Genomic DNA, 26,765 nt, shown 5'->3' on the forward strand with positions numbered 1-26,765 from the left:
ATGCATCAGAGCGCTTTCGCCCGCACGCTGCGCACCATTGCCGGTTGGCTCGTCGTCGGAGCCTTCTTCTTCCCGATCTATTTCTGGACATCGGTCGCCTTCCGCGACGCAAAGGACATCTTCAACTGGCCACCGATTTTCTTCGGCTTCCAGCCGACCGTGAGGAATTTCGAGCAAGTCTTCGGCATATCGCTGGGTTTCGGCTTCGGCAGCCAGGAAGCCGTGACGCCGGGTGGCGGCAACTTCTACATGGGGCCGCGCCTTTGGGATTCGATCGTCGTCGCATCCTGCTCGACTGTGCTGGCGATCGTGGTCGCGACACTTGCCTCCTATGCACTGTCGCGCATGCATTTCCGCGGCCGCCATGAATTCGTCAACTGGGTGCTGTCGACCCGCATGATGCCGCCGGTAGCGGTGGCGATCCCGATGTTCTTCATATTCAAGCAGTTCAACCTGCTCGATACCTATACGGGTGTCATCCTCGTGCACGGTCTCATGAACCTGCCGCTGGCGGTACTGCTTCTGAAGAGCTTCTTCGACGACATACCGGCGGAGATCGACGAGAGCGCGCTGCTCGACGGCGCGTCGCGCTGGACGATCTTCCGACGCATCGTGCTGCCGATGGCCAAGGGCGGCATCGCCGCTACCGCCGTACTTTGCTTCATCTTCTCGTGGACGGAGTTTCTCTTCGTCCTGACCCTGACGCAGACCGGGCTGAAGACCGTGCCGGTCGTGTCGTCGACCTTCGTGACATCGATCGGAACGGCCTGGGGCAATATGGCCGCCCTCGGGGCAGCGGCGATCGTGCCCGCCTTCGTCGTGATCCTGCTCGTTCAACGCCACCTCGTCCGTGGCCTGACGATGGGTTCGCTGAAGCAGTGAGAATGCGGCGCTCGCGCCGACAACAGGAGAGATCGGGGCCATTTCCGGCGCCGATAGAGGAGGAAGACATGAAAGAGAAAGACAGAAAGTTTTATCTCGCGTCTGTGACCGACCGCTTCGTCCGCGGCGAGATCGACCGCCGCAGCTTCCTGCGCGCCGCCGGCACGCTCGGCCTAGGCGCAACCGCGCTCGGAATGGGTTTCGGCAACCGCCCCTTCGGCCTAAGCAGGGCGCTCGCCCAGGAACAGCTTCAGCCGTCGGCCGAGGTGATCTCCTGGCTCAAGGACGTCGCCAAGCCCTTTGCGGGAACGACGTTGAAGCTCGCCACGGAATCCACTCCGCCGTCGAACGCCATCAACTCGCAGCTGAAGAAATATTTCGAGGAAGCGACCGGTATCAGGGTCGAGATCGAAGTCCTGCCGCTCGAACAGGTTCTGCAGAAGCTGACGCTCGACGTCGCCTCTTCGCTCGGAACCTACGATCTCTATTACATCGATCAGAGCTGGTCGGCATCCTTCAGCCAGGACGTGTTCGATCCGCGCGAGCAGCTTCAGGACAAGCCAGACCTCGCCATGCCGAACTACAACATCGACGATTTCATGCCGGCGCTCGTCGACGGCATCGCCAAGTATGAGGATCGCTGGGTTGGCGTTCCCTACGACATTCCCATCTTCATCATGATCTACCGCAAGGATATCTACGAAAAGCTCGGTCTCAAGGCGCCGACGACGTTCGAGGACCTGCTGAACAATTCCGCCGCTATCACGAAGGAAATGGGGCCGAACCTCTACGGCTATGCAGGGCAGATGAAGTCGGGCCACTATGCGCTGGAGTGTGAGTGGACCTCCATGCTCTGGGGAAATGGCGGCTCGATCTTCAATCCCGACAAGAAGTTCGTCGGCAACGACGAACGGGGCATCGCCGCGCTCGACTATTACACTAGGCTCAAGGAAACCATGCCGCCGGGTGTCGACCAGTGGACCTGGGACGGCCAGGGCCAGGCGATCGCTCAGGGGGTTGCCGCCTCCATGCTCTCCTGGGGCGAGTTCTTTCCGTATTTCGACGATGCCAGCCAGACCAAGGTTTCCGGCCTCTGCGAGGCGGTCGTCCCGCCGCAGCCGGCCGCGCTCAGGAAGCCCGAAGAATGCGGCTACGGCGAAATCCCCGGTACCGGCCACCAGGGCGGTTCGTCGCTGGCGGTGTCCAGATATTCGAAAAACCCGGATGCGGCGTGGATCTTCATGCAATGGGCCACCTGCGCCGACACGCAGGCCCTCATCACCACGCTCGGCGGCGGCACCGGCCCCACCCGCGCCTCGGTCTATGACGACCCGCGCGTCAAGGCCAATGCCCGGGTCGGCGCCGGCACGACCCGTCACTTGTCGGTCGTCCGCGAGACGATCGACAAATACATGGGCTCAGAACCGGACTTGCCGGAATGGGCGCAATTGTCGAGCGACACGATTCCCGTCGGCCTCGGCAAGTATTTCGCCGGCAGCTACGGCTCCTCCAAGGAGGCGATGGACGACATCGCCTCGCAGGTCGAAACCGTTCTGAAAGGCTGACTCACATCCGGATGGGGCGCCGCTGCATGTCGAAATGCGGCGGCGACATTGCGCCTCGGCAAGCGCGCGCCGTCTTAGCGGTGCCCCTTCCGGTCGGGACAAACGCAAAAACAGGGGATCACCATGCCCGAAAAACCGCTGATAGCGATCACTGGCGCCAGTTCCGGCATTGGAGAGGCCGTCGCCCGCGCCTTCTCCAAAGCCGGCCATCCGTTGCTGCTCATAGCCCGCAGGCTCGACCGGCTCGAGTCGCTGGACTTGCCCAATGCCGTTCTGAAGAAGGCGGACGTGCGCGATCGCGCTGCACTTGCCGATGCGGTCGGCGAAGCCGAGGCGAAGTTCGGGCCGGTCGACATGATGTTTGCCAATGCCGGCATCGCACGGCTCGGCGACATCGCCCGTCAGGCACCGGAAGAATGGGACGAGATGATCGACATCAACACCAAGGGTGTGATGAACAGCGTGCATGCGGTGCTATCCGGTATGATCGGGCGGAAGCAGGGAACGCTGGTGATGATGAGCTCGATCGCCGGACGCAAGGTCTACCCGGACCATACGGTCTATTGCGGCACAAAGTTCTTCGTCCACGCGGTGTCCGAAAGTCTGCGCGAATATCTGGCGCCGCACGACGTGCGCGTCATCGTCGTCTCCCCCGGCATCATCGAAACGGAGGTGCTGGACCACGTGAAGGACGAGACCACTCTTGCCAATTACAAGGCGAACAAGGCGGCGATCGGCGGCGGTATTTCAGCGGAAATCGTCGCGGACCTCATCCTCGACGCCTATCGGCTGCCGCAACGCGCGATCGTCCAGGAAATCGTCATCACGCCGACGCGGCAGAAGTATTGAGACAGAGCTGCCGCGACGGCCGGCCGAAACGAACAAGGGAGTAACGACCGATGGCGACCGTGGAATATCAGAATATCGGCAAGTCCTTCGGTGCCGTCACGATCATGCGCGACATCTCCTTCCGAATCGAGCACCACGAATTCGTGGTCCTGCTCGGACCCTCGGGCTGCGGCAAGACAACCTTGCTCAGAATGACGGCCGGCCTTGAGGCCGTCAGCGAAGGCGATCTCATGATCGGCGGAAAGCGTGTGAACGACGTGCATCCGCGTGACCGTTCGATCGCCATGGTCTTCCAGAACTACGCGCTCTATCCGACGATGAAGGTCTACGACAACATCGCCTTCAGCCTGGAAGTGGCGAAGGTTCCTTCCGCGGAGATCAAGGAGCGGGTGGAATGGGCGGCCGCAACCCTCAACCTCACCCCCTATCTCGATCGTTATCCTAAGGAGCTTTCCGGCGGCCAGCGCCAGCGCGTCGCCATGGGTCGCGCCATGGTGCGCGAGGCGGAGGTGTTCCTGTTCGACGAGCCGCTGTCGAATCTAGATGCCAAGCTGCGCGCTCATATGCGCACGGAAATCCGCCAGTTGCACAACCGGCTGAAGACCACCACTATCTATGTCACCCATGACCAGATCGAAGCCATGACCATGGCCGACAAGATCGTCGTCATGCGCGCGGGCAAGATCGAGCAGATCGGCTCGCCCGACGACGTCTACGACCGGCCCGCCAGCAAATATGTTGCAGACTTCATCGGCTCTTCGTCCATCAACTTCCTCCCCGGAACCGTGGTGGCGGACAATGGCGCTCCCGCCGTCGATACGGCGGCCGGCCGACTGGCCGTGGAGGCGTCCCCGGCTTTGAAGCCGGGCAGGAAGGTCGTCCTCGGCCTGCGCCCGACCGACGTGGTGGTCGATGCCGCAGGGCCGCTTGCAGCCAAAGCGATCCTCACCGAGCGGCTTGGCCATGACGCGCAGCTTTTCTGCCAGGGCCCGGAGGGAAGCTTCGTCGCGGTCGTCGACAAGGCGGAGCGGTTTTCGGAGGGCGCCGAGGTTCGCTTCGCGATCCCACCCTCCAAGGTGCACGTGTTCGATGCCGAGACCGAGGTCCGCATCTGACCGCTGCGGACCGGACATTACACTATTGACCGACTGGGAGCCGGCCGCTCGAACGCGGTGCCGGCCAGGAAAGGAACTGTCATGAAATCGCGCTGGTTGGACTCCGAATTCACTTCGACCGTAGAGGGCTATGCCGCCAAAGGCGTCAATCGCGATCTTGCGGTCCGCACCTATACGACCCGGCTGCTGGGCTCCGATCCGGAATTGGTATTGCACGGCGGCGGAAACACATCGGTCAAGACCACGTTCAAAGAGATGGACGGCACCGAGGTGGAGGTACTCTGCGTCAAGGGCAGCGGATGGGACATGGGTACGATCGAGCCGCAGGGACTGCCGGCGGTGCGCTTGCAGCCGCTGCAGGCGATGATCGGCTTCGAGACGCTCTCCGACGACGACATGGTGATGCTCCAACGCCGCCTGCTCATCGATCCAGCTTCGCCCAACCCGTCGGTCGAAGCCATCCTGCATGCGATCCTTCCGTTCAAGCACATCGATCACACCCATGCGAATGCGATCGTTTCGCTCACCAATCAGCCGCATGGCGAAGAGTTGATCCGAGAGCTCTTTCCCGAGTCGATCATCGTTCCCTATGTGATGCCGGGCTTCGATCTGGCCAAGGCCTGCGATGCCGCCTTCAAGGCAAACCCGAAGGGCGACGGCATGATCCTGCTGAAGCACGGCATCTTCACCTGGTCGGACGAGCCACGAGAGGCCTATGAGGACATGATCGCCAAAATCGACAAGGCCGAGCGGCGTCTCTCCCAGGGCAGGGCGAAGCCGTTCGCGGGCATCGTCCTCCCCGACAACCTGGCCTCCGCCGCGGAGATTGCGCCGATCCTGCGCGGGGCTTTGGCGATCGAGACGGGCCTCGAAGGTACGCCGAAGCGGTTCGTTCTGGAGCACCGTACGGGCGAGAAGATCCTCGAATTCTGCAACGCCGAAAACGTCGATAGCCTGACGCGCCGCGGCAATGCGACACCGGAGCACGTGATCCACATCAAACGCTTCGGAGTGGCACTGCCGGCGCCGCAAAAGGACAGGCTCGGCGAATGGGCAGAGCAGGCGCGGGCGGCGGTTGCCGCCTTCGAGGCCGACTACAGGGACTATTTCGAGCGCAACAATGCCCGTGTCGGAGGTGGCAAGCGCATGCTCGACCCGAAGCCTCGGGTGTTTTATGTCGCCGGCGTCGGCCTCTTCGCCGCCGGCGCGGCGCGAAAGAATGCGATCGTCGGTGCGGACGTGGCGGAAGCAACCATCGACGTCATCACCAAAGCGGAGGGCATCGAGGCGTTCGAGGCGCTCTCTGAGGCCGATCTCTTCGACATCGAATACTGGTCGCTTGAGCAGGTGAAGCTGGCAAAGGTGCAGGAAAGGCCTTTGACCCGACAGGTGGCGATCGTTACCGGCGCAGCAAGCGGGCTGGGCCTCGCGGTGGCAGAGGCACTGAAGGCGGAGGGTGCCGAACTCGCGCTCTTCGACATTTCCGAGGACGCGCTGAAGGCGGCTGCGAAAAAGCTTGGCGCGCTGCCGGTGCTGTGCGACGTGACCAATCCGGAGGCGGTAGACGCAGCCGTCGCCAAGGCCGTGGCGCATTATGGCGGTGTCGACATTCTGATCTCGAATGCCGGAGCCGCCTTCCAGGGCAAGCTGCTTGGCGTCGACGAGGCGACCTTCCGCAGAGCCTTCGACCTTAATTTCTGGAGCCATCACTATGTCGCGCGTGCCGTGGTGCGCGTCATGGAGCAGCAGAAAACGGGCGGCGCGCTGGTGTTCAACGTCTCCAAGCAAGCGGTGAATCCCGGCGCCGATTTCGGCCCCTACGGGACTTCAAAGGCGGCGCTGATGGCGCTGATGCGCCAATATGCGATCGAGCACGGCGGCTCCGGTATCACCTCGAACGCCGTCAATGCAGACCGTATCCGTACCGGCCTCATGACCGACAAGATGGTGGAGGAACGCTCGAAGGCGCGGGGCGTGACGCCGGAGGACTATATGCGAGGCAATATGCTTCGGCGCGAGGTGACAGGCGCCGACGTGGCGGCGGCCTTCGTGCATCTGGCCAAGGCACGGACCTCCACCGGCGCGGTCGTCACCGTCGACGGCGGCAATGTCGCCGCGATGATGCGCTGAACAGCGGCGGGGGGCATATATGGCAACGATCCTCGTTTTAGGGGCAGGCGTCATGGGTACTGCCCTGGCCGTGCCTGCCAGCGACAACGGCCACAGGGTACTGCTGGCCGGCACGCCGCTCGACACGCTGCCTGTCACCAGGATGAAGGCGGGTGAAATCCACCCGAAGCTCGACGCGACGCTTGCCGAAACGGTAACGATCCTCGCGGACGAGGAACTCCGGCCGGAACATGCCGAGACGGCGGATCTCATCGTCGTCGGCGTCAGCAGCCCGGGTGTCGCCTGGGCGGCCGACCGGCTGAGCGGCCTGCTGCGCTCGAAAAAGCCGGTGGCCTTCGTGACGAAGGGTCTCGACCGCGAGGGTGAGCGGATCGTCACCTATGCCGAGACGCTGCCGCCGCGGATCGCCAATATGGAGAGCTTCATCGGCATCGGCGGGCCATGTATCGCGCGCGAGCTTGCCAACCGCTATCCGACGTCCAGCATCTATGCCAGCCGTGACAGGGCGGCCGCGGACTTCGCCGCGGGCTTGATGCGGACACCTTATTACCGGCTCGCGGTGGGTGAGGATGTGACCGGCGTCGAGGCTTGCGCGGCGCTCAAGAATTTCTTCGCAATCGGTGTCAGCGCCATGCAGACCCGCTATCCGGACGGGCTACGCGCCGACGGCCAGTCAAAAAACCCGACTGCGGCGGCCTTCAATCAGGCGGCTCAGGAAATGGCTTTGCTCTGCGAACGGATCGGCGGCAACCGTGCTTCCGCCTTCGACCGCGCCGGCATCGGCGATCTGCACGTGACGGTGGGCGGCGGACGCAACAGCCGGCTCGGTCACGGCCTCGGGCTTGGCCGAACCGTTGCGGACGTGATGTCGGGCGAGCTCGGCGGCGAAACGGTCGAAGGCATCGACACCGCAAGAATGGTCGGCTCGTTGCTGCGGCAAATCGACGATGCCGCTACCCTTCTGCCTCTCGCAACCGCCATTACGAACGCCATAGTCGAGGACGGCGTATTCGCCTTCGACTTCGGGAGGATTTAGGTCGCGGCGATTCCCGGTCGGGAATGGCGCTGTTCTACAACCAACCTTCCAGCTCGCGGCGCACGACGTGGTTGAGCACCGCCATGCCCTCGGGGCTGTCGTTCAGGCAGGGGATATGGGCGAATTTTTCGCCGCCATTGTGGTGGAAGCTCTCGGCCGCCTGCCCGGCGATCTCTTCGAGCGTCTCCAGACAGTCGGAAACAAAGCCCGGATTGATGACGGCGATCTTCTTCACACCCTCCTTGGCCAGCCGTTCCACGGTGGCGTCCGTATAGGGTTGCAGCCACTCCTCGGGGCCGAATCGCGACTGGAAGGTCACCTGCAGCTTTTCTTTCGGCCAGCCAAGTTTTTCGCGCAGAAGGCGTGCGGTCTTCTGACACTGGCAATAATAGGGATCTCCCTTTTCGAAATAGCTTTTCGGGATCCCGTGGAACGAGGCGAGCACCAGCTCCGGCTCCCAGTCGAGCGTCGCGAGATGCTTGGTGATCGAGGTGGCCAGGGCGTCGATGTAGACCGGGTCGTCGTGATAGGGCGGCACGGTTCTGAGCGCCGGCTGCCAGCGCATCTTGAGCAAGGCCTCGAAGGCCTTGTCGTTGACGGTGGCGGTGGTGGCGGCGGCATATTGCGGATAGAGCGGGAAGACGAGAATCCGCTCGCATCCGGCTTTCTGCAGCGCCTCTATGCGCGACGCGATGGAGGGCTGGCCATAGCGCATCGCCCAGTCGACGACGACCTGCGGCCGGCCGCCGAAGGCGTCCGCCATCAGTGCCGCCTGATTGCGCGTATAGGTTCTGAGCCAGCTTTCGTTCAGTTCCTTGTTCCAGATGAGCTCGTAGGCCTTGCCGACCTTGCGCGGACGTGTGTTGAGCACGATGCCGTAGAGGATCGGGTACCAGAAGAGACGCGACCATTCGATCACGCGGCGGTCGCTCAGAAACTCCCGCAGATAGCGGCGCATCGAAGCGACGTCGGTGCCGTCCGGCGTGCCCAGATTGACGAGGAGCACGCCGACCTTTCCGTAGCTGACGGCGGGGTGATTGGTGTTCGGCTCGGCATCCATGGCGGTCATTTCGGTCCTCGTGAGGCGCGCACCTTTGCAAGGTGGTGGTCGCGCCGGCAGTTTCAAAGCCTTCTAAGAAGAAAAACCGGCGCGGGAAAGCCCGCGCCGGTCCCAAATGTCGAGGCAAATCGTCTTACTCGGCCGGGATGTCCAGCTCGCGGCCGATTTCAAGCGCTCGCGGCGCCGGATCCCCGTTGGCGGCCGATATCTTCCGCCATTCGGTGCCGCTGCCGTAAAAGGATTCCGCCAGGTCCCACAGCGTATCGCCGCGCGCTATGACGTGCTTGCGTGGGCCTTCGGCAGCGGCTGCCGCCGGGGGCGAAGCCTCGGGGGCAGTGGTGGCCGCTTCGCTTTCCGCCGGCTTTGCGGCGGCCTCCGTCTCCGGTGTGGCGGCCTCCGGCTCCGGTGTGGCGGCCTCCGGCTCCGGTGCGGCGGCTTCCGGCTCCGGCGCAGCGCTGGGCGCGGCCTCCGGGGCTGCGGCAGCCACTTCCGTGATGCGGCCGTCGGTGTAGGGCTTGAAGGGCTGGTGGGCGGCGAGGTAGTCGGCGAGCACGGTTTCGAGGCCCGGACCGTAGTCATAGGCATTCTCGCCCTTGTCCTTGAAGACGGCGTAACCGTCGCCGCCGCCGCGCATGAAGTTGTTGCTGACGAGCGAATAGGTCTTTTCCGGATCGAGTGCCGCGAAGGCGTCACCCTCCTTGACCTCGACCCTGACGAGGCGGCTGCCGGCGGGCTTCGAACGATCGAAGGAATATTTTAGGCCCGCGACCTGCGGGAAGCGCCCGCCGCCTTCTTCGACCTGGCTGAGGCCGTTTTCAAGGGCTGCGCGGATGTCGGAGCCCTTCAGCTGGAAGGTGGAAAGCGTGTTCTGGAAAGGCAGGACGGTGATGACTTCGCCCATCGTCACGTCGCCGCCGTCGATCGAAGCGCGCAAGCCGCCGCCGTTGGTGATGGCGACCGTCACGCCCTGGCCCTTGACGCGATCGAGCATCGCGTCGGCCACGAGACTGCCCATCTCGCACTCCTTGGCGCGGCAGGTCTCGCGCGATCCGTCGATCGGCGCCTCGGTTTTGGCAATCACTTTCGATCGCAACTCTTCGATGGGCTTTGCGAGTTCCTTGATCCGTGCGGCCACGGCCTCGTCCGGCTTCACGGAGGAATCGACGAGGATCGGGTCGCCCTTGGCGGCCTTGACGACGCCGTTGTCGTCGAACGTCACCACGAGGTCGCCGAGATATTTGCTGTAGGAGCCGGCCTGTACCACCGGCACCTGGTCGCCGCCGGGGTTGTCGACCATGGTGGGATATGGCCCCTCGGCCTTCTCGTCGGTGTTGGACAGCAGACTGTGGGAATGGCCGCCGACCACCACGTCGACGTCCGGGATCTTGGCGATCGCCGCGAGGTCGCGCGGATAGCCGACATGGGTGAGCGCGATGATCTTGTCGACGCCCTGCTTCTTGATCTCTTCGATCGCGCTGGTGATCGTCGCCACGTCCTCGCCGATCAGAATATCCGGCCCGACCGAGGAGAGCTCAGGCGTGTCATTTGCGACCGCGCCGACGATGCCGATCTTTTCGCCGCCGACATCCAGAACGATCGACGGCTTGATCCGATCGCCGATCTTCGATTTGTGACTCGGCAGGACATTGGCGGTGACGACGGGGAAGGTGACCTTGTCGAGGAAGCTGGCAAGGCCATCTTCGGCTTCGTCGAATTCGTGGTTGCCGACGGTCATCGCGTCGAACTTCATCAGGTTGAGGAACTCCGCTTCCGCGGTGCCCTTGTAGGTGGTGAAGAAGAGCGAGCCCTGGAAATTGTCGCCGGCGTTGAGCAGGAGCACGTTCTTGCCCGTCAGTTCCTGGCGCTTCTGGTCTATCAGCGTCTTGAGGCGGGCGACGCCTCCGAAGCACTCGTTCTTGCCCTCTTCCTCGGCCGAACAGGTCGAATCGAATTTGTTGATCGATTCGATGCGCGAATGAAGGTCGTTGATGTGCAGGATGTTCAGTTCATAATCGGCAAAAGCTGCGCCCGAAGAGAGCGCGAGAAGGGAAGCGGCAACGAGGCCGGTCCGCATGTGTCTGATCATGGTGTGCTCCTGTGTGCTGCCGGCCGAGTCGCAGGTAAGACCCGCCGCGCTGCAGCGGATGTTTTCACCAGTCGGGATCGACTTCAAGCCGCAAACGCATGCCGACGCCGCCGGATTTCAGACAAGGTTAAGCCGTCCCGGCAAGAAAAAGGGCCCGTCCAGGGCCCTCGTTCATCATCTGGCGCCGTGTCAGCCGCGGCGCGCCAGCGAGAACTGTGCGCCGGAGTCCGTCGTGCAGTTCAGCTGCGCCGGCGTTGCCAGCGCACAGTTGACCTTGGACTGGGTGTTGCGCACCAGCGAGGTCATGTTGATTTCCACCAGCGTCGGGCTGACGTTCACATAGTTGCCGGAGGCGAGAAGCTGGTTGGTGTCGGTCGTGCGCGTCGAGAAGGTGCCGCCTGCGAAAGTGGAGACGATGCCGTTCGGATCGACCCAGGAACCCTCGACACCCGTCGCCTGCGGCGCCGACGACATTGGCCGGAGTTCCCGAGGCTGAGACTGACAGGATGCCAGCGCGGCGGCAGTTGCCAGGAGGGTGAGGATGGCGAATGGCTTCATCGGCGTTTCTCCCGCGTCACGAGTTGAGCGGGATGCGAACGCAAAACCGCTTCATACTTTCCTGTCCCGCTCTACCGCATAATTCCGTGAATCGAAACCGATCGACGCACAATTGTGCGGCGTCTCACAGCACCGCAACGACCGTTGTGCGTCTTTTGAGACACGCGTGCGCGAAACATGCCGCGATCATGAGTTGAAAGCAAGAGCGGGCATGCGCGCGCCGCGCTAGGCATTCGAAAAGAAAAGGCCCGGAGCACTGCTCCGGGCCGATAGGGCGTGCTTCGTCGCGTGATCCTCAGCGGACGAGGATGTTCCTGAACTGCCAGGGGTCCTTCGTGTCGATGTCTTCCGGGAAAAGGCCCGGGCGCCCGTCGAGCGGCGTCCATTCGGTGTAATGTCCTTCGACAGGGCCGAGATAAGGCATCTGCACTTCCAGGCAGCGCTTGTAGTCCATCTCGTCGGCTTCGACGATGCCGGCCTTCGGGTTCTCCAAAGCCCAGACCATGCCGGCAAGAACGGCGCTCGTGACCTGCAGGCCGGTGGCGTTCTGATAGGGCGCGATGCGGCGTGTCTCTTCCAGCGAAAGGCGGGAGCCGTACCAGTAGGCGTTCCTGGCATGGCCGTAGAGCAGCACGCCGAGCTCGTCGACGCCGTCCACGAGCTCGTGCTCGTCGAGGACGTGCAGCTCCGGCTGCGCCGTGCCGCCATTGCCGAACATCTCGTGCAGCGAGAGAACGGCGTCATTGGCCGGGTGATAGGCGTAATGGCAGGTCGGGCGGTAGGAAACGTCGCCGTCCTTGTCGCGGACCGTGAAGAAGTCGGCGATCGAGATCGCTTCGTTGTGCGTGACCAGGAAGCCGTATTGCGGGCCCGGCGTCGGGCACCAGCTGCGCACGCGGGTGTTTGCACCCGGTTGCTCCAGGTAGATCGCCGCCTTGCAGCCCTTCTTGTGCTTCTTGGCGTTTTTCGGCATCCAGTTCTCGTGGGTGCCCCAGCCGAGCTCGGCCGGCTGCAGGCCTTCCGAAATGAAGCCTTCCACCGACCAGGTGTTCCAGAACACGTTGAGCGGTTTCGGGTGCTTGGCGCGCTGGGTGTCGCGCTCGGCGATGTGAATGCCCTTGACGCCCGCTTTCTTCATCAGCTTCGCCCAGCCTTCCCGGTCGTCCTGATGCGGCTCTTCGTATTTCAGGCCGAGATCGTCGGCGAGATTGAGAAGGGCCTTCTTGACGAACCAGGAGACCATGCCGGGATTGGCGCCGCAGGTCGAAACCGCCGTGGTGCCGCCCGGGTTCTTTTCCTTCTCCCGGCGTACCGTTTCGCGCAGGGCGTAATTCGTGCGCTCGGAATTGTCCATTTCGGCATCGAAGTAGAAGCCGAGCCACGGTTCGACGACCGTATCGACATAGAGGACGTCGAGCTTGCGGCAAAGCTTCATGAGGTCGAGCGACGAGGTGTCGACAGAGAGATTGACGCAGAAGCCCTGGCCACCGCCTTCCGTCAGGAGCGGCTTCAGCAGTTCCTTGTAGTTGTCCTTGGTGACGGCCGCCCGCACGTGCCGCACGCCATGGCGCGCGAATATTTCCGCGTCCTTGGCATCCTCACGGGGCTCCACCACGATCAACCGGTTCTTGTCGTATTTGAAGTGGCGCTCGATCAGCGGCAAGGTGCCGTGGCCGATCGACCCGAAGCCGATCATCACGATCGGGCCGGCGATCTCGCCATAAACCGGATAGGTGGTGTCTGCCATTTTTGTCTTTCTCCTGAGAAAACATCCCTGTGCGATGCTTGGATGGGCGCAAGAAGCGAGCCTCGAATTCCTGGTGAGGACTGCATGTCGGGCAGAACCACTCAGGCAAACTATAGAGTGCAGCGGACTTTCGTGCGTCTGGATAGATGCGCGGCGCTGTAGAGCACAGTTTCCTGTCACAATAAAGAGCGGTCCCGTCAAGGCGGCACCTGCGACTTTGCTTAACCGGCTATCTTCCAGGGGCAGCGATGCCGCGGCCGCACCGGCACGACTTCGGGTCGATTCCGGAATCATCGCGAATGCGGGCAGCTTGCCGCAAGCGCATCGTGCTATAGCTTCAACAGAGCCCATTGCCTCGCATCGCGACCGAAGTTCCTGGAGCAGACCAACGTGACTGGTGATCACCTCAAGGCCCTGATGGGCTTGCAAGCCGCAACGCCGGTGCTCATCGCGCTCTATGATCCGCAGGATCGGCTGCGCTACGCCAATGAAGCCTTTCGATCGGCCTACCACGTCGGCGAGGGCGAAGCGCCGACCTGGGCGGAGATCATGCGCCGCAATCATGCCGCGGGCAGGGGCACCGTTCTCAAGACTGACGACCTCGAAGGCTGGATCGCCGCCACGGTCCACCGGCGCGGGAAGGTGCCTTTCCGCACGGTCGAGACCGACCTTCACGACGGCCGCTGGCTTTGGATGACGGAGACCGTGGACCAGAAAGGCTGGATGCTGTGCATCGCCGTCGACATTACGGAGGTGCGGGCGGGGGAGCGCAAGCTTCGCCAGGACCGGGATTTCGCGCTCAGGGCCTCACAGGTGGACGAACTCACCAGCGTGCCCAACCGGCGCTACACGATGGAAAGGCTCAACGAGTTCATCCGCAACTGCGCCGAGAACCCGCACATGTGGGGGTGCGTGGCAATCATAGACATCGACTATTTCAAGGCGATCAACGATCGCTATGGCCATCATCGCGGTGATGAGGTGTTGCTCGACTTCGCCCGGCAGATGCAGGAATTCGTCCGGCGCTCCGATTGCTTCGGGCGGATCGGCGGCGAAGAGTTCATGCTGATCCTGCCGGACACCACCGTCAGCGAAGCGAACCTCATCCTCGATCGGCTGCTGGACAGGGTCCGCAACGCCAGACCGCTTTCGAACATACCGGAGTTCTTCTACACCTGTTCGGTCGGACTTGCGGAGTATCGGGAGGGCGACAGCGTCAGGGACATATATTCACGCGCGGACGATGCCCTTTACATCGCCAAGCGTGAAGGGCGCGATCGCGTCAAGCGCCATACGCTACCCGGATCGGACCGTGAGTTCAGCCCGGATCAGACCCCTTAGGGAATTGCCGATGTAAAGACGGCCGCTTGCGAGGTCGGCGGGAGCCAATCGCTCGACCCGTGCCCGCCGCTGGCAGATGAGCGCCGTGCGCAGAACGCCGGCGAGGAGGCCGCAGGCGATCGGCGGCGTCTTCAAGTACCCGCTGCCGTCATCGAGAAAGACCGAAGTTATCGTCCCCTCACAGACTTCCCCCTTTTCATTGAGCAGGATGACCTCGTCGGCCTCGGCCGTGGAAAACTCGCTGCGTGCCGCCTCGTAGCGGCTCCGGCGCGTGGTCTTCATCCGGAGGAGGCGGTCGCTGGAATCGAGCCGCGTCGAGGCGATCCGCACTCGCCACGCCGCGCCGTCGGCAAGCGGCACGAAGGGCGCCGTCGTCACGTCGATGCTGCCGTCGCGGTCGAGCGTGAGGCGCACGCGCAGCGGCGCTCGCGCGCCCGAAACGGCTCGCTCCAGCGTCGCCTCGGCTGCGGCCGCACCTGAAAAGCCGAGGCGCCTGGCGGAGCGCGTTAGCCGCGCCAGATGCAGCCGCAGCCTCGTAAAGCCATTCTCCGGTTCGTAGCGCAGCGTCTCGATCAGGGAAAAACCGGTCATCGGGCGATCTCGGCATCGCCGACGGCGAAGCGGGCCTTCAGCAGGCATTCCTCGTACTCTGCCTCGGCCCTGGAATCGAAGACGATGCCGCCGCCGACATTGAACACAGCCCGGCCCCCGGCAAAGAGCGATATGGTGCGGATCGCGACGTTGAAGCGCATCGTGCGGTTCGGGGCGATGTAGCCGATCGCGCCGCAATAGGCGTCACGCGGCCCGGACTCCAGATCGTGGAGAATTTCCATCGCCCGAATCTTCGGGGCGCCGGTCACGGAGCCGCAGGGAAAGAGCGCGGCGAAAATGTCGGCGATGCCGATCTCGGGCAGAAGCTTCGCCCTGACGTGGCTCACCATCTGGTGGACCGTCGGATAGGTCTCGATGTCGAAGAGCTTCGGCACGTCGAGCGTGCCGACTTCGGTCACGCGGGAGATGTCGTTGCGCAGAAGGTCGACGATCATGCGGTTCTCGGCTTGCGTCTTCTCGTCGGCGCGCATCGCCGCGATGATCGCGTCATCCTCATCAGGGCTCGCGCCGCGCCGCGCCGTGCCCTTCATCGGATGCGTCTCGATCCAGCCGTCGGCGTCGACCCGGAAGAAAAGTTCCGGCGAGCGCGAGATCAGGACCGGGCCGTCGAGGGCGACGAGCGCGCCGTATTTCACCGGCTGACGCTCGATCAGCGACCAGAATGCGGCAAGCGGATCGCCGGACCAGCGCGCATGGATCGGCATGGTCAGGTTGGCCTGGTAGCAATCGCCCTGGCGCAGGTGCCGGTGCAGCTTTTCGAAACGCTGGCGATAAGCAGGAAAATCCCAGCCTGCGCGGGGCTCCGCGAGGAAGGGCTCGTTTTCGATGCGCCGCTGCGGCACCGCAAGCGGATGGTCCTTTGCCGGCGCGTCGAAGACGCCGAAGGACATCAGCGGCGTTTCCCGGTTCTCCGGCGCGAAGGGGGCCAGTTTCTTCTCGAAAAGATGGCCCGCTTCGTAGGCCATGAAGCCCGCGATCCATTTGCCGGCACGATGGGCCGCCTCGATTTCGCCAAGGCCCCGGTGGAACTCAGCCCTCGTCCGTGCCGTGATGACGCGCAAAGGCTCGGCGAAAACCGTCGTGCGGTTCTCGCTGTCGTCCCGGAAGAGGACATAGGGCGCGTGTTCGATCATCGAGGTCGGTCGCTGTCAATTCGGTCCGACGGGGGCCGATAAGGCCCGAGCGGGTCACGCCTTATCAAGCGCCTCCAGTTCGTCGATGAGCCCTTCAATCATCGACAGGCCCTGTGCCCAGAACGACGGATCGGTGGCGTCGAGCCCGAAGGGCGCGAGAAGCTCGGAATGGTGCTTCGTTCCCCCCGCCTTCAGCATCTCGAAATATTTCTCCTGGAAGCCGCGCTCGGCGTTCTGATAGACGGCATAGAGGGAGTTCACCAGGCAATCGCCGAAGGCATAGGCATAGACGTAGAAGGGCGAATGGATGAAGTGGGGGATATAGGCCCAGTAGGTCTCGTAGCTCTCAGAAAGCCGGATCGCCGGGCCGAGGCTTTCGCTCTGCACCGACAGCCATATCCGGCCCAGGTCCTCGGCCGTCAGTTCGCCTTCCTTGCGGGCCGTATGCACCTTGCGCTCGAAATCATAGAAGGCGATCTGCCGGACGACCGTGTTGATCATGTCCTCGACCTTCTGCGCAAGCATCGCCTTGCGTTCGCGCTTGTCCTTGGTCCGGTCGAGGAGCGCGCGGAAGGTCAGCATCTCGCCGAACACGGATGCGGTTTCCGCAAGCGTCAGCGGCGTTGAGGCCATCAGCGCGCCCTGGGCGCCGGCAAGGACCTGATGGACGCCATGCCCGAGCTCGTGGGCGAGCGTCATCACGTCGCGCGGCTTGCCCATGTAGTTGACAAGCACATAGGGGTGCACGGAAGGGACGGTCGGATGCGCGAAAGCGCCCGGCGCCTTGCCCGGTCGGACCGGCGCGTCGATCCAGCTATCGTCGAAGAAGCGCCGCGCGATCGCCGCCATTTCCGGGGCGAAGGCGTGATAGGCGGAAAGGACCGTGTCCCTTGCTTCGGTCCAGGGAATAAGCGCGTTCGGCGTTTCCGGCAGAGGCGCGTTCCGGTCCCAGAAATCCATCTGCTCCATGCCGAGCCACTTGGCCTTCATCGCATAATAGCGGTGCGAGAGCCGGGGGTAGGCGGCCTTCACCGATGCGGCCAGAGCGTCCACGACCTCACGCTCCACCCGGTTGGCGAGATGGCGGCTGTCGGCGATATCCTCGAAACCGCGCCAGCGGTCGGAGATTTCCTTGTCCTTCGCAAGCGTGTTGGTGACGAGGGTGAAGGTGCGGATATTCGCTTTGAAGGTTTCCGCGAGCGCAAGCGCGGCCTTCTTGCGCACTTCGACTGAAGGATCCTGCAGAAGGTTGAGCGTCACTTCCAGCGGCTGCTCCTTGCCGTCCACCGAGAAGGTCAGCGATGCGATCGTCTCGTCGAAGAGCCGGTTGAAGGCGTTTGCGCCGGTCATGGACTTTTCGAGGAAAAGCTGCTCCAGCCTGTCGTCGAGCTGGAAGGGCTTGTCCTTGCGCAGGTCGAGGATCCAGGGCCGATAGTGGGCGGCAAGGCTGTCGGTCGCGAGGGCGGCGTCGATCACCTTGTCGTCGATGCGGTTGAGTTCCAGCGAGAAGAACAGGAGATGCGCCGATATGTCGGTAAGCTTCGACTGGACGTCTCCGTAGAGCTTTCCGTTCGCCGGATTGGACGTATCGGAAAAATAGGTAAGCCCCGCAAAGGAGGCGATGCGGCCCATGAGGTCGTCCAGCGCCTCGAATTCCTTCACGGCCGCGCCGATGCCCTGATCACCGGTTCGGCCGGCAGCCTCCTTGAGCTTGCCCTTCCACTTCGCCTCGAAGGCGATCGCGTCGGTTTCCGCCTTCGCGAGGTCCGAGCGGAATTCCTCGGAAGAGGGCGAGAGGTAGAGGTCCGTGAGCCGCCAGGACGGCAGCTCGCCGAGTTCGGTCGGCGCTGCTGAAGCCTGTCCGGCCCCGGAATTCACCAGCGAGGCGCGCAGGAGGGATTGCCCGGAGGCGGCGAGGCGTGGCGAGGCAAAATTCATCGTCGGTTCTCTCGTTTTGAACAGGCCTTAACCCTGAAGCGAGGCAACGGCATGGCGCCCATTGCTACCGCCCGCGATGGATAAAATGCAAGCATTTCTCAAAACAGGATGTTCAGCCGTTTGTGGGACGAATGGCCGGTATGATTTGGCACATGATGCTGGCCAAAGGTACCCCGCGTGTCCCAAGCAGGAGGCTTTCGTGACATCTCATATTCTTGTCATCGACGACGATCCGGTGCAGCGGCGGCTGTTGACGAACATGATCGAGCGGCTGGGCCATGTCGCGCATCTAGCCGATAACGGGCGCAGCGGGCTCGAACTCCTGCAACGCAAGGGCGGGATCATCAACGTCATCCTGCTCGATCTTCTGATGCCGGAAATGAACGGGCACGGCCTTCTCGAGGCGCTCGCCGAACGTGGCATCGACATCCCGGTCATCGTTCAGACAGGGCAGGGCGGCATCGAAACGGTGGTCCAGGCGATGCAGGCCGGCGCCTTCGATTTTCTCGTAAAGCCGGTTTCGCCGGAGCGGCTGTCGATCGCCTTGGGCAACGCGCTGAAGATGGCGAGCCGCGACGGCAAGGTCAAAACCGCACGGCGTCCGCGCGGCGGGGCAGTCGGTTTCGACGATATCGTCTCGGCAAGCCCGGCGATGATCCGCGTCATCGATCTCGCGCGCCGCGCTGCCCAGTCGAACATTCCGATCGTGCTCGAGGGCGAGTCGGGCGTCGGCAAGGAAATGGTGGCCCGCGCCATCCAGGCGGCGAGCGACCGGGCGGCGAAGCCTTTCGTCACCGTCAATTGCGGCGCCATTCCCCTCAACCTCGTCGAGAGCATTCTCTTCGGTCATGAGAAGGGAGCGTTTACGGGCGCAAGCGAAAAGCACAGCGGCAAGTTCGTCGATGCCGATGGCGGCACCCTCTTTCTCGACGAGATCGGCGATCTTCCGCTAGAGGTCCAAGTCAAACTGTTGCGCGCCGTCCAGCAGGGCGAGATCGAGACGATCGGGGCGCGTCAGACGCAGAAGGTGAACGTCCGCCTCATCTCGGCCACCAACAAGGACCTCATCACCGAGGTTCGCGAGGGCCGGTTCCGCGAAGATCTCTACTATCGGCTGAACGTCTTCCCGATCACCATTCCGGCGCTACGCCGGCGCAAGGAGGATATCCCCGTTCTCGTACGCGCCTTCGTCGAGCGCTTCGCCGCCGAGCAGAGGCTGGATCAGAGGCTGACGGTATCGAGCGGCGCGATGGCGCTGCTGACGTCCTATGACTGGCCGGGCAATATCCGCCAGCTTGAAAACGCGATCTTCCGCGCGGTCGTCCTCGCCGAAGGTCACGAACTCACGGTCAGGGACTTTCCGCAGGTCGCCACCCAGATACCGGGATACATCGTTGCCGACCGCAGCGGTCTCTCCTGGGGCGAAGCCGGCCCGGAACGTCGTCCCGCTGCCGCTCAGCTCGCCGCTGCCCAGGCGGATGCTGGCGCGCGGGAACAACCGGCGCATGCCGAGACGACTCCGGACGCCCGCCTGGAGAACGCCATCGCCAGCCTCAGCGAGGGCGGCGAGGTCAGGAAGCTCGCCGAGGTCGAGGAGGAACTGATTCGCTTTGCCCTGAAATTCTACCGCGGCCAGATGAGCCAGGTGGCGCGCAAACTGGGAATCGGCCGCTCGACTCTCTATCGCAAACTCAAGGATTACGGCATCGATCCCGACAATCCCCTGCGTGAGGCGGCATAAAATCGACGCATTCACACCTCATTTGCCGTGCAAATCGTCCACCGCCGTTTAGACCTTGTTAGCAAACTGTTCACTATATTATAAGGGGCGGTGAACACTGTGGCATAATTGCCATGCTGTCACCTTATTTGACAGTCATCTGAGACAGCAAAGCACGGTTGTCCGTCGGACGGGGATTGAATGCCAAATTTGTTCGGTTTGGAGGAACCAGTCGGTTCCTTTGCGCGCAGACTCTGCTCGGCGGTCGCTCGAAAGGCGCCCCAGGTCCTGGCGTCCATCGCGCTGGTTTGCTCCCTCGTCACACCCGGGATGGCGCCTCCGGTCGAGGCCGCCGGCCAGACACGCACCCTCAAGCTCTATTTCATCCATACCAAGGAAAAGGCGCAGATCACCTTCAAGCGCAACGGTCGCTACGATCAGAAGGGTTTGCAGCAGATCAATCGTTTCCTGCGCGACTGGCGGCGGAACGAGCCGACCAAAATGGATCCGCGCCTGCTCGATCTCGTCTGGGAAGTCTACCAGAAGAGCGGTTCGCGCGACTATATCCACGTCGTTTCCGCCTATCGCTCGCCGGCCACGAACGGCATGCTGAGGTCGCGGTCGAAGGGCGTGGCGAAGAAGAGCCAGCACATGCTCGGCAAGGCGATGGACTTCTATATACCGGACGTGAAGCTCAAGGCGCTGCGCGAGATCGGCATGAAGTTCCAGGTCGGCGGCGTCGGCTATTACCCGACTTCCGGTTCGCCCTTCGTCCATATGGACGTCGGCGGGGTACGCGCATGGCCGCGCATGACGCGCAACGAGCTCGCGCGGCTCTTCCCGGACGGCAAGACCATGCATATTCCCTCCGACGGAAGGCCGCTGCCGGGCTATGAGCAGGCGGTGGCCGATTACAAGCGCCGCGTCGGCGCATCGGCGATCCAGGTCGCAGGCGGCGGCGCCAAGGGGCCGGGCGATACCGGCAAGCGCCGCAACCTCTTCGCCGCGCTCTTCGGCGGAGGCGGCGACGAGGATGAAGAACCCGCGGCAATTGCTGCCGGCGGCGCCGAAGAGGAAGCTCCGGCCAAGGTTCAGACCGCATCGGCGCCGGCGGCCCAGGATGCTCTTCCCGGTGTTGCAGGTTCCACTGCGGCGCCTGCCGGGCAGCAGGATATCAACGCACCGGTGCCGGCCGTGCGACCGGCATTCAAGGAAACTCCGGCTGACGGCGGCGTAGCGGTTGCACTCGTCGCGCCGGAAAAGAACAGTGCCCAGGAGGCGCTGGCAGCTGCCATGCCGCAGACGGCGGCCGTGCCTTCGGAATTCGCGGATCTGAGCACCCTCAAGGTTCCGGTTCCGCAAATGCTCGACCGTCGCGACATGAACGCCTTGATCGCCAACGAGACGCTCGTCGCCTCCGCCGACAGCCAGGCGCAGGAGTTCGGCTTCGTGCCGGTGCCGGGAATGCGTCCGGCCGGCGAAGAGGCGCTCGCGGCCGTGGCTCACGCCGAGGTCACCATTCCCGCTTCTGCGGATGGGCCTGCGCTCGCTTCCGCGGCGCAGCCGCCGAGTGCCGCCGGTACGCGCGTTGCCCTCGCAGCGCCGACCAGCGAGGATCGGGCGCCTGCATTTTCTCCGGCGATCGAGGTCGCGGCCTATGCGCCGCAGTCGGGTTCCGCTTCACGTGAGGCGATCTTCGACAGCGTCTTCGACACGGAGGCCGATGCTCCCTCGAAGGGCGCCCGTCCCAAGAGGCAGGATGCCCAGGCGAAGAGCCGGTCTTCCGTGCGCACGGAACCGAAACTGACGCAGAAGATCATTTCCGAGTGGGCACTTTCGGCGGGCCGTGTGGCTACCCTGTCGAAGCCGGTCAAGGCCCCGCGCTTCGTCAGCAAGTCGCTCCGCGTCGCTCCGACGACCGTTTATGCGGCCGGCTTCACCAGCAATAGCGGAGCGGTCGATACGGCGCGCTTCAGCGGCAGCGCGGTCAACTTCATGGAAGTGAAGAAGTTCAGCACAAACTGAGCCTTCGATTGCCGCTTAAATATAAAAGCCCGCCAGGTCAGTCCGCCGGCGGGCTTTTTGCCGAGTTGTCAGGCCGCGTCCTCGGATTCGGCGGCAGGGATCATGCCCAGCGCCTGGAGGTAGGTGTCGAGGATCGCTTCCTGTTCCATGCGCTCGTCGGCGTCCTGCTTGCGGATCGAAATCACCTTGCGCAGGATCTTGGCATCGAAGCCCATCGATTTTGCCTCGCCATAGACATCCTTGATGTCGTCGGCGATGGTCTTCTTCTCTTCTTCCAGCCGTTCGATCCGTTCGATGAAAGCGCGAAGCTGGTCGCGGGCAATGCCGTGAGCATCCGACATGGTCGTCTCCTTGTGGGGATGAATTTTCCGGGTGCTGTGAACTGCCGTGAACGGCCGCCGAGGTCAAGGGCGATTGCGCAACAACACAGGCATTTCCCGCGCAGGTCTTACTCCTTCGGGCGATTGCGTTCGAACGCGGCTTTCTGTTCGGGCGAGGCCTCAGCCTGGTTCTGCGCCCGCCATTCCTCATAGGGCATGCCGTAGACGATCTCCCGGGACTCCTCCTTGCTCATCGGCACGCCGGAGGCCTCCGCCGCCTCGCGATACCAGTTCGACAGGCAATTGCGGCAGAAGCCGGCGAGGTTCATCAAGTCGATGTTCTGGACGTCGCTGCGTTCGCGCAGATGTTCGAGCAGCCGGCGGAAAGCCGCGGCCTCGAAGGCGGTGCGCTGTTCCGGACTGATTTCGCTCATCGGGGTGGCCTCCTCTTCTTCAGTCGCTGTAAGCACCCGTGCGGGACGGGTGTCGCTGGTAGGCATGAAGCTCCGGCAGGCCGTTGAGCGCCGCAAGGATGGGCGCCAGACGTTCCGCCCAGGCGGCGACGCCCGCGGCATCGGCGATCAGATCCTGGCGGACCTCTATCAGCGCATGCGCGATCCCGGGAGCCATGCAGTGCCGGTACATGGTATCGCCACGCAGCGCGCCGTCATAGGGCTCGTTGTTGCCGACGACGATGTCGCCGGCGGCCTCCAGCCGTTCGATCAGCGGAAACACGGCGCGCGGGTCGTTGTCCCAGAGAACCGAGGCATGCCAGGGGCGTGCCACGCCCTTCCAAAAGGGCGTGAAGGAATGCAGGGAAATGACGAGAGGCGCTCTTGCGCCGGCCGCGGCGGACCGGGCGATGGTTTCGGATACGGCCTCGTGGTAGGGGCGGTGAAAGCGCCTTATGCGGTTCTGCCACTCCTCGTCCGAGATCGGGTGGTTGCCCGGAACGATCGCGCCATCGGAAATCTTCATGATCAGGGTGGGGTCGTCTTCGCCGCGATTCGGATCAATCAGGAGGCGCGAGAAACAGCCGAGCACGGCCGGTGCGCCGAGTGCGTCCGACAATTGCCGCGTCAGCGGTTCGATGCCGATATCGTAGGCGATGTGACGCTCGAAGGCGCTTTCGGGCAGGCCGAGCCGGCCATATTCCGGCGGCAGCCGGTTCATTGCATGGTCGGCAACCAGCACGAGACCCTTTGCCGGATCGCCCCCGGTGATCTCGTAAGGAGAGTAATGGTGCATTCGGCTCCTGCCAGGCTAAAGGTACCCACCTGATTGCACGCAAAGCTGCCATTCGCAAGAAAAACGCGAAGCTCTTATGCCGTTCCGTCACAGGAATGACGATTATAATCGATTAGAGTTGCGTTGACTTTCAAGGCTGGGCGTCGCAAGAAAGTGCCACGCAAATCAAAACGGAGTTCCGTAGGAAGCCGTGTCTAGATATCCTTTTTCCAGAGTGAAGCCGGGGTCGATGACGTTTGGATCCATCCTCCTGTTTTTCTTAGCAATTTCCGCTTCATTTCTCTCTGCCGGCGATGCCCGCGCTGATTTTCGAGTCTGCAACGGAACGCAGACTCTGGTCGGCGTGGCGATCGGTTATCGGGCCAAGGAAGGCTGGGTGACCGAAGGCTGGTGGCAGGTTCCGGCGACCACCTGCGCCACGCTGATCCAAGGCGAACTTCAGTCCCGATATTATTATCTCTATGCGGAAGATGCGGCCAAGGGCGGCCGTTGGACCGGCGACGTCAACATGTGCGTGGCCGAAAACGAGTTCAAGATCGTCGGCGTGCAGGACTGCTTCGCCCGCGGCTTCCAGCGCATGGGATTCAAGGAATACGACACGGGGCGGCAGGGAAGCTGGATGGTTCAGCTTTCCGACACGCCCGGCACGCAGGAAAGCCAGAATTGATGAGACGGAACAGGAAAGTCAAAATCCTCGCGACACTCGGGCCGGCATCGGCCGACGAGCAGATGATTCAGAAGCTGCACGAGGCGGGGGCCGATCTGTTCCGAATCAACATGAGCCATGCAAGCCATGAAGTCATGCGCACGCTGATCGAACGGATCCGTTTGGTCGAGGCGCGCTGCGGCCGTCCGATCGGCATCCTCGCCGATCTGCAGGGGCCGAAGCTGCGCGTCGGAAAGTTCGCCGAAGGCAAGGTCGAACTCAAGATCGGCCAGACCTTCACGCTCGACAACCGCGATGTGCCCGGCGACAGCCGCCGCGTCTATCTTCCGCATCCGGAGATCCTCGAAGCGGTGAAGCCCGGCCATCGCTTGCTCATCGACGATGGCAAGCTGCATCTGCGCGCCGAAAAGTCCGATGGCAAGAGCATCGTCACCACGGTCGTTTCCGGCACGCGGATTTCGGATCGCAAGGGCGTCAGCCTGCCCGATACGCTGCTTGGCGTCGGCGCGCTGACCGACAAGGACCGCGTCGACCTCGACGCCGTGCTGGCGACAGGAGAGGTCGATTGGGTGGCGCTTTCCTTCATCCAGCGCCCTGAGGATCTTGCCGAGGTTCGCAAGATCGCCCGCGGCCGCGTTGGACTGATGTCGAAGATCGAGAAGCCGCAGGCGATCGAGCGGATCGACGAGATCATCGAGCTTTCGGACGCGCTGATGGTGGCACGCGGGGACCTCGGCGTCGAAATGCCGCTCGAATCCGTACCCGGACTTCAGAAACAACTGACGCGTGCCTGCCGGCGCGCGGGCAAGCCGGTCGTCGTCGCCACGCAGATGCTCGAATCGATGATCTCCTCGCCTGTGCCGACGCGCGCAGAAGTGTCGGACGTGGCGACCGCCGTGTTCGAGGGTGCCGATGCGGTGATGCTTTCGGCCGAATCCGCCTCCGGCGAGTACCCTGTCGAGGCGGTTTCGACCATGGCGTCGATCGCCAGCAACGTCGAGCGCGATCCGCATTATCCGGGGATCATCTACGCTCAGCGCACGCCGCCGGAAGCAACGGGCGCGGACGCCATCTCGCTTGCCGCTCACCAGATCGCCGAGACGCTCAAGCTTGCCGCGATCGTGACCTACACCTCCTCCGGCACCACCGGGCTGCGCGCTGCGCGCGAGCGTCCCCAGGTGCCTGTCATCGCACTTTCGCCGATCGTCCAGACGGCTCGCCGGCTTTCCGTGGTGTGGGGGCTGCACTGCGTCGTCACAGGGGATGCGACCGATCTTGACGACATGGTCAACCGCGCCTGTCGAATCGTCTCGACGGAAGGCTTCGGCAAGCCGGGAGACCGAATCATCGTTACCGCGGGCGTGCCGCTCGGTACCCCCGGCGCCACCAACATGCTGCGCATCGCCTATATCGGCTCGGACGGCCAATCGGGCATCTGAGTCGCCGCCTGCTCGATCGAGCGCATTTCGACGCAGCCCCTCATCCGCCTGCCGGCACCTTCTCCCCGCAAGCGGGGCGAAGGGGCTCTCGGCGCCGGCTTCGTCCGCTCTCCACGTTCACAGCGCGTCTTAGAGCTTTCAACGTTTCATAGAAACACTGAAATGCTCTAACCATTTAATCCAACGCACTTCCGGACGGCCGGTGGCGACGCCTTGCGCCTGCCTGCCGGACGAGGGGCATTCTCGCGTCCTCAGGTGCCGGTCACGTGCGGCTGCCGGCAAGCTTTTCCGCGAGTTCGCCGAGTTGCTCCTGCGCCTTCCGGTCGGAGGGGTAGATGTCGAGGAATTGCTGCCATGCGCGCATGGCAAGTTCATCCTTCCCGGCGGCCTCGAGCATGGTGGCCATGCCGGCGAGCGCGCCGAAATGGCGAGGCTCCAGGGCAAGGACATGATTTATGTCGGACATCGACTTTCGGAAGTTGCCCATCTGGTAGTGCAGCGTGGCGCGGCGGTTCCAGCCTTCGACATAGTCGGGGGCGAGGGCAAGCGCCTGGTCCAGAAGATCGAGCGCCGCCGACTGCTTCTCATCGGCAATCGCCTTGTTGGCCCATTGCATCAGGAGATTCACGGTCGCGCTACCGGAATCCTGCCATTCGAGACGGATGCGATCGGCCACCTGCCGGGCCTTGTCCTCATCGCCTTCCTTCTTGAGATCGGCGAAGAGGGCATCGACACGCTCTTTCGGAGTGGTAAGCGCAGCGACCTCGGCCTGAGGCGAGGTTTCTGCCGCACTAAGCGGCGCGGCGGCCACTATCGCGGCGGCGGTCATGGCAAGAGATGCCAGTATCAGCTTCATAAAAACACGCATGGCGGACATCGTAGCCCGCCATGAAACAAGATCAAATCAATTTTGGGAAATCGGCGAGCAGGCCGCCGTGTTCCGGATTTTTCTTGAATCACCGCCGATTCAGGAAACGTGCAGCAAGCCAAGTGCTACGACCTTTGCGCATCCGCCAAGACGCGCGGCGCTGCAGGCACGGCCTGCAGCAAGCATCAGCCCTGGCGTGCCTTGAAGCGCGGGTTCAGCTTGTTGATGATGTAGACGCGGCCCTTGCGACGAACCAGACGGTTTTCGCGGTGACGGGTCTTCAGGGACTTGAGCGAATTCTTGATCTTCATTTTTCCTGATCCGCAGGGTTTCGGGGAACGAAAATTCGCCCGGTAATTCCAACAATCAAAAGCGCGCCGTTCAGCGCGCTGTTCAAGTAGGCAGGCACATACCGTGTCGCCCCAA

General features: G+C 63.1%; 23 protein-coding genes. 11 read left to right on the plus strand and 12 right to left on the minus strand.

The features are described from left to right. From ACFHWW_RS08505 to ACFHWW_RS08530, 6 genes are all read left to right on the plus strand, one after another. Window positions 1-882, plus strand: a complete 882-nt coding sequence (locus ACFHWW_RS08505; protein ID WP_018096781.1) for a carbohydrate ABC transporter permease — start codon at window positions 1-3, stop codon at window positions 880-882. Window positions 883-950: 68 nt separating this feature from the next. Further along, a complete protein-coding gene (locus ACFHWW_RS08510) occupies window positions 951-2,447 on the plus strand; it encodes an ABC transporter substrate-binding protein (RefSeq protein WP_379937979.1) in 1,497 nt (498 codons plus the stop codon). Between the two features lie 123 nt (window positions 2,448-2,570). After that, on the plus strand, window positions 2,571-3,296 hold the full coding sequence (locus ACFHWW_RS08515; RefSeq protein WP_018096783.1) for an SDR family oxidoreductase: 726 nt from the start codon (window positions 2,571-2,573) through the stop codon (window positions 3,294-3,296). A gap of 50 nt (window positions 3,297-3,346) precedes the next feature. Then, entirely contained in the window at window positions 3,347-4,411 is a 1,065-nt protein-coding gene (locus tag ACFHWW_RS08520) for an ABC transporter ATP-binding protein (protein WP_379937981.1), read from the plus strand. A gap of 81 nt (window positions 4,412-4,492) precedes the next feature. Next, window positions 4,493-6,541: a bifunctional aldolase/short-chain dehydrogenase gene (locus ACFHWW_RS08525; protein ID WP_379937982.1), complete on the plus strand. Its 2,049-nt coding sequence runs from the start codon at window positions 4,493-4,495 to the stop codon at window positions 6,539-6,541. Between the two features lie 19 nt (window positions 6,542-6,560). After that, a complete protein-coding gene (locus tag ACFHWW_RS08530; RefSeq protein WP_379937984.1) occupies window positions 6,561-7,577 on the plus strand; it encodes a glycerol-3-phosphate dehydrogenase in 1,017 nt (338 codons plus the stop codon). A 34-nt stretch (window positions 7,578-7,611) separates the two neighbouring features. Here the strand turns inward: ACFHWW_RS08530 and hemH are convergent, their stop codons facing one another. From hemH to ACFHWW_RS08550, 4 genes are all read right to left on the minus strand, one after another. Beyond that, window positions 7,612-8,646: a ferrochelatase gene (gene hemH / locus ACFHWW_RS08535; RefSeq protein ID WP_379937985.1), complete on the minus strand. Its 1,035-nt coding sequence runs from the start codon at window positions 8,644-8,646 to the stop codon at window positions 7,612-7,614. A gap of 124 nt (window positions 8,647-8,770) precedes the next feature. After that, window positions 8,771-10,723, minus strand: coding sequence for a 5'-nucleotidase C-terminal domain-containing protein (locus tag ACFHWW_RS08540; RefSeq protein WP_379937986.1), 1,953 nt, complete (start codon window positions 10,721-10,723; stop codon window positions 8,771-8,773). Window positions 10,724-10,912: 189 nt separating this feature from the next. Then, the gene (gene omp10 / locus ACFHWW_RS08545; protein WP_003531074.1) at window positions 10,913-11,281 is read right to left on the minus strand and encodes an outer membrane lipoprotein Omp10; all 369 of its coding nucleotides are present in this window, start codon (window positions 11,279-11,281) and stop codon (window positions 10,913-10,915) included. 295 nt (window positions 11,282-11,576) lie between these two features. After that, complete coding sequence (locus tag ACFHWW_RS08550) at window positions 11,577-13,028, minus strand: homospermidine synthase (RefSeq protein ID WP_100672943.1); 1,452 nt, start codon at window positions 13,026-13,028, stop codon at window positions 11,577-11,579. A 390-nt stretch (window positions 13,029-13,418) separates the two neighbouring features. Between ACFHWW_RS08550 and ACFHWW_RS08555 the strand changes: the two genes are divergently transcribed. Further along, the gene (locus ACFHWW_RS08555; RefSeq protein ID WP_164866789.1) at window positions 13,419-14,369 is read left to right on the plus strand and encodes a sensor domain-containing diguanylate cyclase; all 951 of its coding nucleotides are present in this window, start codon (window positions 13,419-13,421) and stop codon (window positions 14,367-14,369) included. Here the strand turns inward: ACFHWW_RS08555 and ACFHWW_RS08560 are convergent. Genes ACFHWW_RS08560 through ACFHWW_RS08570 form a run of 3 tightly spaced genes read right to left on the minus strand, consistent with a single transcriptional unit; the run spans window position 14,325 to window position 18,052 of the window. Then, window positions 14,325-14,960 carry an aminotransferase class IV family protein gene (locus ACFHWW_RS08560; protein WP_379937987.1) on the minus strand — a complete coding sequence of 212 codons (636 nt, stop codon included), beginning with the start codon at window positions 14,958-14,960 and terminating at the stop codon, window positions 14,325-14,327. The two genes, ACFHWW_RS08555 and ACFHWW_RS08560, sit on opposite strands and share 45 nt — an antisense overlap. Next, complete coding sequence (locus ACFHWW_RS08565) at window positions 14,957-16,114, minus strand: aminodeoxychorismate synthase component I (protein ID WP_275597361.1); 1,158 nt, start codon at window positions 16,112-16,114, stop codon at window positions 14,957-14,959. Before ACFHWW_RS08565 ends, ACFHWW_RS08560 begins: the two co-directional genes overlap by 4 nt. A 54-nt stretch (window positions 16,115-16,168) precedes the next feature. Further along, entirely contained in the window at window positions 16,169-18,052 is a 1,884-nt protein-coding gene (locus ACFHWW_RS08570) for a M3 family oligoendopeptidase (protein WP_379937988.1), read from the minus strand. A 199-nt stretch (window positions 18,053-18,251) separates the two neighbouring features. On the opposite strand from ACFHWW_RS08570, the gene ACFHWW_RS08575 reads away from it, so the two are divergent. Continuing rightward, complete coding sequence (locus ACFHWW_RS08575; RefSeq protein ID WP_379937989.1) at window positions 18,252-19,793, plus strand: sigma-54-dependent transcriptional regulator; 1,542 nt, start codon at window positions 18,252-18,254, stop codon at window positions 19,791-19,793. Between the two features lie 180 nt (window positions 19,794-19,973). Beyond that, window positions 19,974-21,797 (plus strand): DUF882 domain-containing protein, encoded by a 1,824-nt coding sequence (locus ACFHWW_RS08580; protein ID WP_324762320.1) that lies wholly within the window; start codon window positions 19,974-19,976, stop codon window positions 21,795-21,797. Window positions 21,798-21,865: 68 nt separating this feature from the next. Here ACFHWW_RS08580 and ACFHWW_RS08585 read toward each other — a convergent pair whose 3' ends face one another. The 3 genes from ACFHWW_RS08585 to ACFHWW_RS08595 all read right to left on the minus strand — a co-directional run bounded on the left by ACFHWW_RS08585 (window position 21,866) and on the right by ACFHWW_RS08595 (window position 23,365). Further along, window positions 21,866-22,138 (minus strand): DUF2312 domain-containing protein, encoded by a 273-nt coding sequence (locus tag ACFHWW_RS08585; protein WP_018096796.1) that lies wholly within the window; start codon window positions 22,136-22,138, stop codon window positions 21,866-21,868. A gap of 107 nt (window positions 22,139-22,245) precedes the next feature. Then, a complete protein-coding gene (locus ACFHWW_RS08590) occupies window positions 22,246-22,551 on the minus strand; it encodes a DUF1244 domain-containing protein (protein ID WP_379937990.1) in 306 nt (101 codons plus the stop codon). A 19-nt stretch (window positions 22,552-22,570) separates the two neighbouring features. Then, window positions 22,571-23,365: an N-formylglutamate amidohydrolase gene (locus tag ACFHWW_RS08595; RefSeq protein ID WP_379937991.1), complete on the minus strand. Its 795-nt coding sequence runs from the start codon at window positions 23,363-23,365 to the stop codon at window positions 22,571-22,573. A 229-nt stretch (window positions 23,366-23,594) separates the two neighbouring features. On the opposite strand from ACFHWW_RS08595, the gene ACFHWW_RS08600 reads away from it, so the two are divergent. Together ACFHWW_RS08600 and pyk are read left to right on the plus strand one after the other, a co-directional pair. Next, window positions 23,595-24,032, plus strand: coding sequence for a DUF1036 domain-containing protein (locus ACFHWW_RS08600; RefSeq protein WP_379937992.1), 438 nt, complete (start codon window positions 23,595-23,597; stop codon window positions 24,030-24,032). Next, window positions 24,032-25,471, plus strand: coding sequence for a pyruvate kinase (pyk, locus tag ACFHWW_RS08605; protein WP_275597367.1), 1,440 nt, complete (start codon window positions 24,032-24,034; stop codon window positions 25,469-25,471). The genes ACFHWW_RS08600 and pyk overlap by 1 nt, the downstream gene beginning before the upstream one ends. A gap of 262 nt (window positions 25,472-25,733) precedes the next feature. Here pyk and ACFHWW_RS08610 read toward each other — a convergent pair whose 3' ends face one another. Continuing rightward, window positions 25,734-26,348: a hypothetical protein gene (locus tag ACFHWW_RS08610; protein WP_379937993.1), complete on the minus strand. Its 615-nt coding sequence runs from the start codon at window positions 26,346-26,348 to the stop codon at window positions 25,734-25,736. A 176-nt stretch (window positions 26,349-26,524) separates the two neighbouring features. Further along, the gene (gene ykgO / locus ACFHWW_RS08615; protein WP_010970191.1) at window positions 26,525-26,650 is read right to left on the minus strand and encodes a type B 50S ribosomal protein L36; all 126 of its coding nucleotides are present in this window, start codon (window positions 26,648-26,650) and stop codon (window positions 26,525-26,527) included. Window positions 26,651-26,765: the final 115 nt, after the last annotated feature.

This window comes from Sinorhizobium sp. P24N7 (genome assembly GCF_042436655.1).
In the GTDB taxonomy this organism is placed as follows: domain Bacteria; phylum Pseudomonadota; class Alphaproteobacteria; order Rhizobiales; family Rhizobiaceae; genus Sinorhizobium; species Sinorhizobium meliloti_A.